The following is a 6000-nucleotide window of genomic DNA, read 5'->3' as shown; positions in this document are numbered from 1 at the left end:
GATGGGTCCGGCGGCCCGTGGCCGCTGCGCCGGGCGGCCCGAGCTTCGTCTCGCTCGTCGCCCAGTGAGCGATTGCTGAACGGCCGAGACCGGCCCGCCGGACCCATCCCGAAAGTCATCCGCGTTTCACCCGCTTGGCGGTTTGAGGTCGCTCGGCCTATCGTCGGCCGCGGCGGCGGGCGCCGCGACATGCGGAGCGGGCCGTGACCCTCCATCAGCCGTCGATCGACCAGTCGCCGCTTCCCCCGGTGTGGACGCCGCCGATCGGCGACGCCGTGAAGCGCGACCTGTGCACCGATTGCGGCATCTCGCGCATGGCGACGCCCGGCTGGTGCGGCCACGCCTGCCAGTTCCTCAAGCCCGACTACCCGGCCATGGAGACGGCCGTGCACGGCCGCGCCCGCGATCCGGCGAAGGCGGACGAGCAGTTCTTCGGTCCGTTCCGGAAGATGCTGCGGGCGGCGCTGAAGGCACCGCGCCCGGGGGCGCAGTGGACCGGCATCGTCACCCGGATCGGCGAGCGGCTCCTGGAGACCGGCGCCGTCGACGCGGTGCTGGCCATGGCGGCCGACCCGGCCGACCGCTGGCGGCCACGGCCCGTGCTGGTCACGCGGCCCGAGGGCATGGCGCAGTGCCGCGGCATGCGGATGGGCTACGCGCCGCTGCTGGCGCTGCTGGAGCCGGCCGCGGCGCAGGGCTTCAAGCGCATCGCCGTGGTCGGCATCCCGTGCCAGGTCCACGCACTGCGCGCCATCGAGCAGGAGCTCGGCTTCGACAAGATCTACGTCGTCGGCACGCCGTGCTCGGACAACACCACGACCGAGAATTTTCACGGCTTTCTGTCGTTGCTCGCCGACGATCCTTCGACCATCACCTATCTCGAGTTCCGCGCCGACTATCACGTCGAGCTGCGCTTTTCCGACGGCAGCGAGAAGCGGATCCCGTTCCTGCTGCTGCCACTGTCCAAGCTGCCGGGCGACTTTTTCCCGCTCACCTGCCGCACCTGCGTCGACTACACCAACGCGCTCGCCGACATCACGGTCGGCTACATGGGCGGCGAGGGCGAGCAGTGGCTGCTGGTCCGCAACGAGCGCGGCGAGGAGCTTCTGTCGCTGCTCGGCGACGAGGTGCGTCTCGCCGCGCCGGGCACCGGTGGCAACCGGAAGGCGCCCGTGAAGGGCTTCCTGAAGAACACCGAGCGCGCCGCCGGCGGCTTGCCGGTGCGCGGCACGCCGGATTTCCTGCGCCCGCTGGTCGCCTGGCTGATGCCGAAGATCGGTCCGCGCGGGCTCGAGTTCGCCCGCGCGCGGCTCGAGATGAAGGCGATCGAGACCATCCTGCATCTGCGCCGCCAGCGCCCCAAGCGTCTGCGCCACATGGTGCCGCAGCACGTCTGGGATCTGGTCGCGCCCTACGGCCTGACGCCGGGGGAGGGGGAGCGGTAGCGGCGCGGTACGGGCCGTCTTTCCTCCGCCCCGGACGCTGCGCTAGGCTCGTCCCAAATCACATCGGAGGACGCCCATGCTGCGCCGTCGCCTCGCCGTCGTGGTCTCGCTCGCGCTCGCGAGCCCGCTCGCTGCCGTGATCTCGCCCGCGCTCGCCGCCTGTCCGTCCGACGCCGCCGTGGCGACGCTCGCCGCCAAGGTCGCGGTGCGCGAGCCGGCCGAGAGCTACGGGCCCGGCCTGTCGGTCGCCGACGGCCTGTGCGCCCAAGAGAAGCTGGTCGCCAAGCTGAAGCCGGCGCTCGGCGACGTCGTCGGCTACAAGGCCGGCCTCACCAACGAGGCGGTGCAGAAGCGCTTCGGGGTGCCGCATCCGGTGCGCGGCACGCTGCTCGCCAAGATGATCCTGAAGGACGGCGCGAGCGTGCCGGCGGCCTTCGGGGCGGCGCCGCTGTTCGAATCCGATCTGATCATGACCGTGAAGGATCCCGGCATCCACGGCGCCAAGGGCCATGTCGAGATCCTGAAGCATCTCGACGCCGTCGTGCCGTTCCTGGAGCTGCCCGACCTGGTGCTTCAGAAGGGCGCGCACATGGACGGCGGCGTGCTGACCGCGATCAATGTCGGCGCGCGGCTCGGCGTCGTCGGCACGCCGGTGCCGGTCCAGGCGACGCAGGATTTCGCCGACCGGCTGGCGAAGATGACCGTGGTGCTCACCGACGACACCGGGCGCGAGATCGCCAAGAGCCCCGGCACTGCGATCCTCGGCCATCCGCTCGACGCGGTGGCTTGGCTGGTCGAGGATCTCGGCCGCGCCGGCATCACCCTGAAGGCGGGCGACATGCTGAGCCTCGGCAGCTTCTCGCCGCTGTCGCCGCCCGCCGCCGGTCGCACCGTGACGGCCCGCTACGAGGGACTGACCGACAAGCCCGTCGAGGTGAAGGCGACGTTCCAGTGAGCCGACGGCTTCGGTAACGGTGCCGCCGCGTCACGCCTCCGGCGGCGCCGCGTCGGGCGCAACGTCCGGGCCGGCCATGATGCCGGCCGTGATGAAGCGGACCAGGAAGCGGCCCTTGGTCGGCAGGTCGCCGGGCTTGTAGCGGTGCTTGGACAGGCGCGACATGCGCTCGTCGAAGAAGTTCATCACCAGTGCGCCGACCGCGAACAGATAGGCCCAGTGCAGGTATTCGGGTGATTTCTCCGGCAGCGCGCGCTGCAGCGCCGCGATGAACTCGCGCGCCATCGGATCGTAATAGTCGCGCAGAATCCCGCGCGACCGCTCGTGCGGGTCGGAGGCCTCGCGCACCGTCAGCATCGAGTAGAACTTGCCGTCCGGACGGGCCTGCTGGCGCATCACCGGCATCACGAAGGCGGTGACGATGCGCTCCACCGCGTCCGGCGCGTGCAGATCCGAGATGGCGCGCAGCTCGGCGAGGCGTTCCCCGAACAGCTTCTCGTGCTCGGCGAAGACCGCGCGATAGAGATTCTGCTTGGTCTCGAAGTGATAGACCACGATCGACAGGCCGACGCCGGCGGCCTCGGCGATGTCGCGCATCGAGGCGCCGTGAAAACCCTCCTGGGCGAACAGCCGCTCGGCGGCGCGCAGGATCTTGGCGCGCCGGCTCGGCTCCTCGGCGGTCGCGGTGGCCCGTTTCCGGGTCGACGCGGCGGGCGTTCGCGGCGGGGCCGCCGACTCCGCCGGCTTGGCCGGCTTGCGGCGCTTGCGGGGGGGCGTGTCGGGATCGGTGGCGGGCATCAGGGTGCGGTCGCGCGGAGGAGAGGGCGTCATACGGCCGCGATGACCTTTCGTGGAGTCGAGCCCGGCTGATCGACGGCAACTTAGTCGCGCCGCGACGCCGCTGTCCACTCCGCAGGAATGCGGCTCCGCCCCTCGCGGCCCCCGACCTGCGCCGCAGCGTGACGACGCGGCCCCGATTTGCGCTCGCCCCCGCCGCCGCGCATCGGCGTCGAGGCGAGGTCCGAAGCCTCTCCTCCGTCGTGCTCCGCGAAGGCGGAGCATCCAGTACGCCGCAGATTATCGACCAACATCGCGAATGCCTGCGGATACTGGGTCGTCCGCCTGCGCGGACGACGACCACCGAGAGGCTGTGCCTCCGGTCTTGCCTTGGCGCCTGCGCGCCGTCGCGGAGATGAGCGGATCGCGCGCCGCTCCCTGGCGGTCGCCGTTCGAGCCCTGCGGGTTTCGCAACCCCTCCCCAGCGCCGCCGCAGGGCCCGCCCGTGATTCTCCGGATGCACTGTACGTACGTACAGTCTAACGTGGCGACGCTGAACATGGAAACGAGCCGCGGCCGCCGCGGGCGTGGTCCGGCCGGTCGCCCCTCCCCTCGGGCCGCCGGCGGCGTCGTGTGACCCGACGCCTCGCGACCTTCGCGCCCGCGCCGAGCCGACGGATTGATTGGGGGTTACGCATGACCAAAGACACGGCCAAATGGCGCGTCCTCGGCGGAGGATTCGCGGCCTACACGTTCGACGCCATGGATCTCGTGCTGCTCGCCATGGCGTTCCAGCCGATCATGACCGATCTCGGCCTCACCCGCTCCGAAGCCGGCCTGCTCGCCACCGCGACGCTGATCGGCGTCGGCATCTCCAGCGTGGTGATGGGCTGGTACTCCGACAATTACGGGCGCCGCAAGGCGATGCTGTGGTCGCTGATCAGCTTCAGCCTGCTCACCATGGTGATCGCCTTCGCCAACTCCTGGCTGGAGATCCTGATCCTGCGCTTCCTCGCGGGCCTCGGCCTCGGTGGCCTGTGGGGCGTCATCGCCGCCTACATCGCCGAGACCTGGCCGCCGGCGCAGCGCGGCCGCGCCGCCGCCTTCGTGATGAGCTCGTTCCCGGTCGGCGTCGGCCTCGCCTCGTTCTTCGCCGGCAAGATCATCCCGATGTGGGGCTGGCGGGCGCTGTTCCTCACCGCCGGCATCGCCCTGATCGTCGCCGTCTACGTCTACTTCTTCGTCCCCGAATCGGAGGCCTGGAAGCAGCAGCGCGACGCCCGCGCCCGCGGCGAAGGCACCAAGGCCGAGAAGGTGTCGGTGAAGGAGATCTTCACCGGCGGCCTCGCCCGGAACACCATCATCGCGACGCTCGTCTCCGCCTTCGCGCTGACCGCCTACTGGGGCCCGACCACGTGGCTGCCGACCTATCTGGTCAAGGAGCGTGGTCTCTCGGTCGCCGACATGGGCATGTTCATGACCATCCTCAGCGTCGGCATGTTCCTCGGCTACAACGCCTTCGGCTGGATCGCCGACTTCATCGGCAAGCGCAACGCGCTCGTCCTGTCGCTCGCCGGCTCGGCCGTGATGCTCGCCGTCTACGCGCTGACCGAGAACGCCGCGACGCTCCTGTGGATGGGGCCGGCCTACGCGTTCTTCATGGCCTTCGTCGGCCTGATGGGCTCGTATTACGGCGAGCTGTTCCCGACCCGCGTGCGCACCACCGGCTCGGGCTTCTGCTTCAACGTCGGCCGCGGCGTCTCCGCCTTCGCGCCCTTCATCCTGGGCGGCATCGCCACGGCCTACAGCCTGCAGACCGCGATCCTGATCTGCGCCGTCCCGTTCCTCCTGGCGGCGATCCTGACCGCCTTCCTGCCGCGAACCGAGGTCGCCGCCCTCCAGACGACCCCCGCCGCCGCTGCACCGCGGAGCTGACATCCGCGTGCAGCACCGGGCCGGCCGCAGTCCCCGCCGCGGCCGGCCCGTCCCCGGAGATGCGAAAATGAACAAGATCATCGACCTGTCCATCTACTTCGAGAACGGCACGCTCGCCGATCCCCCGGTCTACGAGCCGAAGATCAAGTACCGGAACCACCACGACACGACCGACGAGCTGCTGCCGTTCTTCCCCGGCCTGAAGGCCGAGGACCTGCCGAACGGCGAGGCCTGGGCGATCGAGTGGGTGCAGATCACCACCCACAACGGCACCCATCTCGACGCGCCGTATCACTTCGCCTCGACCATGAACGACGGCGAGCGCGCCATCACGATCGACGAGGTGCCGCTGGAATGGTGCTTCCAGCCGGGCGTCAAGCTCGACTTCCGGCGCTTCGAGGACGGCTATCTGGTCACCGCCGACGACGTCGAGAAGGAGCTCGCCCGCATCGGCCACACGCTGAAGCCGCTGGAGATCGTCGTGGTCAACACGCGCGCCGGCGACGTCTACGGCAAGGAGGGCTACGTCGCGGCCGGCTGCGGCATGAGCCGCGAGGCGACCCTCTATCTGACCGAGCGCGGCGTGCGCGTCACCGGCACGGACGCCTGGAGCTGGGACGCGCCCTTCGTCTACACGGCGAAGCGTTATGCGCAGACCAAGGACGCGGGCCTGATCTGGGAGGGCCACAAGGCCGGCCGCAAGATCGGCTATTGCCACCTCGAGAAGCTGCACAATCTCGAGCTGCTGCCGCCGACCGGATTCACGGTCGCCTGCTTCCCGGCGAAGATCCGCGGTGCCTCCGCCGGCTGGACCCGCGCCGTCGCCATCCTGGACGCTTGAGGCACCGGACGCGCTCCGTCGTTCCGGGGCGCCGCGAAGCGGCGAGC

5 protein-coding genes are annotated in these 6000 nt (G+C 70.3%); 4 read left to right on the top strand and 1 reads right to left on the bottom strand.

What is annotated here, in order from left to right; genetic code table 11:
* The first annotated feature begins 203 nt into the window (after positions 1-203).
* Together CCR97_RS20045 and CCR97_RS20040 are read left to right on the top strand one after the other, a co-directional pair.
* Positions 204-1445, top strand: a complete 1242-nt coding sequence (locus CCR97_RS20045; protein ID WP_245429115.1) for a Coenzyme F420 hydrogenase/dehydrogenase, beta subunit C-terminal domain — start codon at positions 204-206, stop codon at positions 1443-1445.
* A gap of 76 nt (positions 1446-1521) precedes the next feature.
* Entirely contained in the window at positions 1522-2400 is an 879-nt protein-coding gene (locus CCR97_RS20040) for a 2-keto-4-pentenoate hydratase (RefSeq protein ID WP_111359333.1), read from the top strand.
* Between the two features lie 30 nt (positions 2401-2430).
* Here CCR97_RS20040 and CCR97_RS20035 read toward each other — a convergent pair whose 3' ends face one another.
* Positions 2431-3231, bottom strand: coding sequence for a TetR/AcrR family transcriptional regulator (locus CCR97_RS20035; RefSeq protein WP_201159777.1), 801 nt, complete (start codon positions 3229-3231; stop codon positions 2431-2433).
* 642 nt (positions 3232-3873) lie between these two features.
* Here CCR97_RS20035 and CCR97_RS20030 point away from each other — a divergent pair.
* Together CCR97_RS20030 and CCR97_RS20025 are read left to right on the top strand one after the other, a co-directional pair.
* Entirely contained in the window at positions 3874-5112 is a 1239-nt protein-coding gene (locus CCR97_RS20030) for an MFS transporter (protein ID WP_111359334.1), read from the top strand.
* Between the two features lie 67 nt (positions 5113-5179).
* Positions 5180-5953 (top strand): cyclase family protein, encoded by a 774-nt coding sequence (locus CCR97_RS20025; RefSeq protein ID WP_111359335.1) that lies wholly within the window; start codon positions 5180-5182, stop codon positions 5951-5953.
* Positions 5954-6000: the final 47 nt, after the last annotated feature.

It is taken from the genome of Rhodoplanes elegans (assembly GCF_016653355.1).
GTDB classification, from domain to species: Bacteria; Pseudomonadota; Alphaproteobacteria; order Rhizobiales; family Xanthobacteraceae; genus Rhodoplanes; species Rhodoplanes elegans.
The sequence above is the reverse complement of the archived record's forward strand: the minus strand, read 5'-3'. Positions and strand labels throughout refer to the sequence as shown.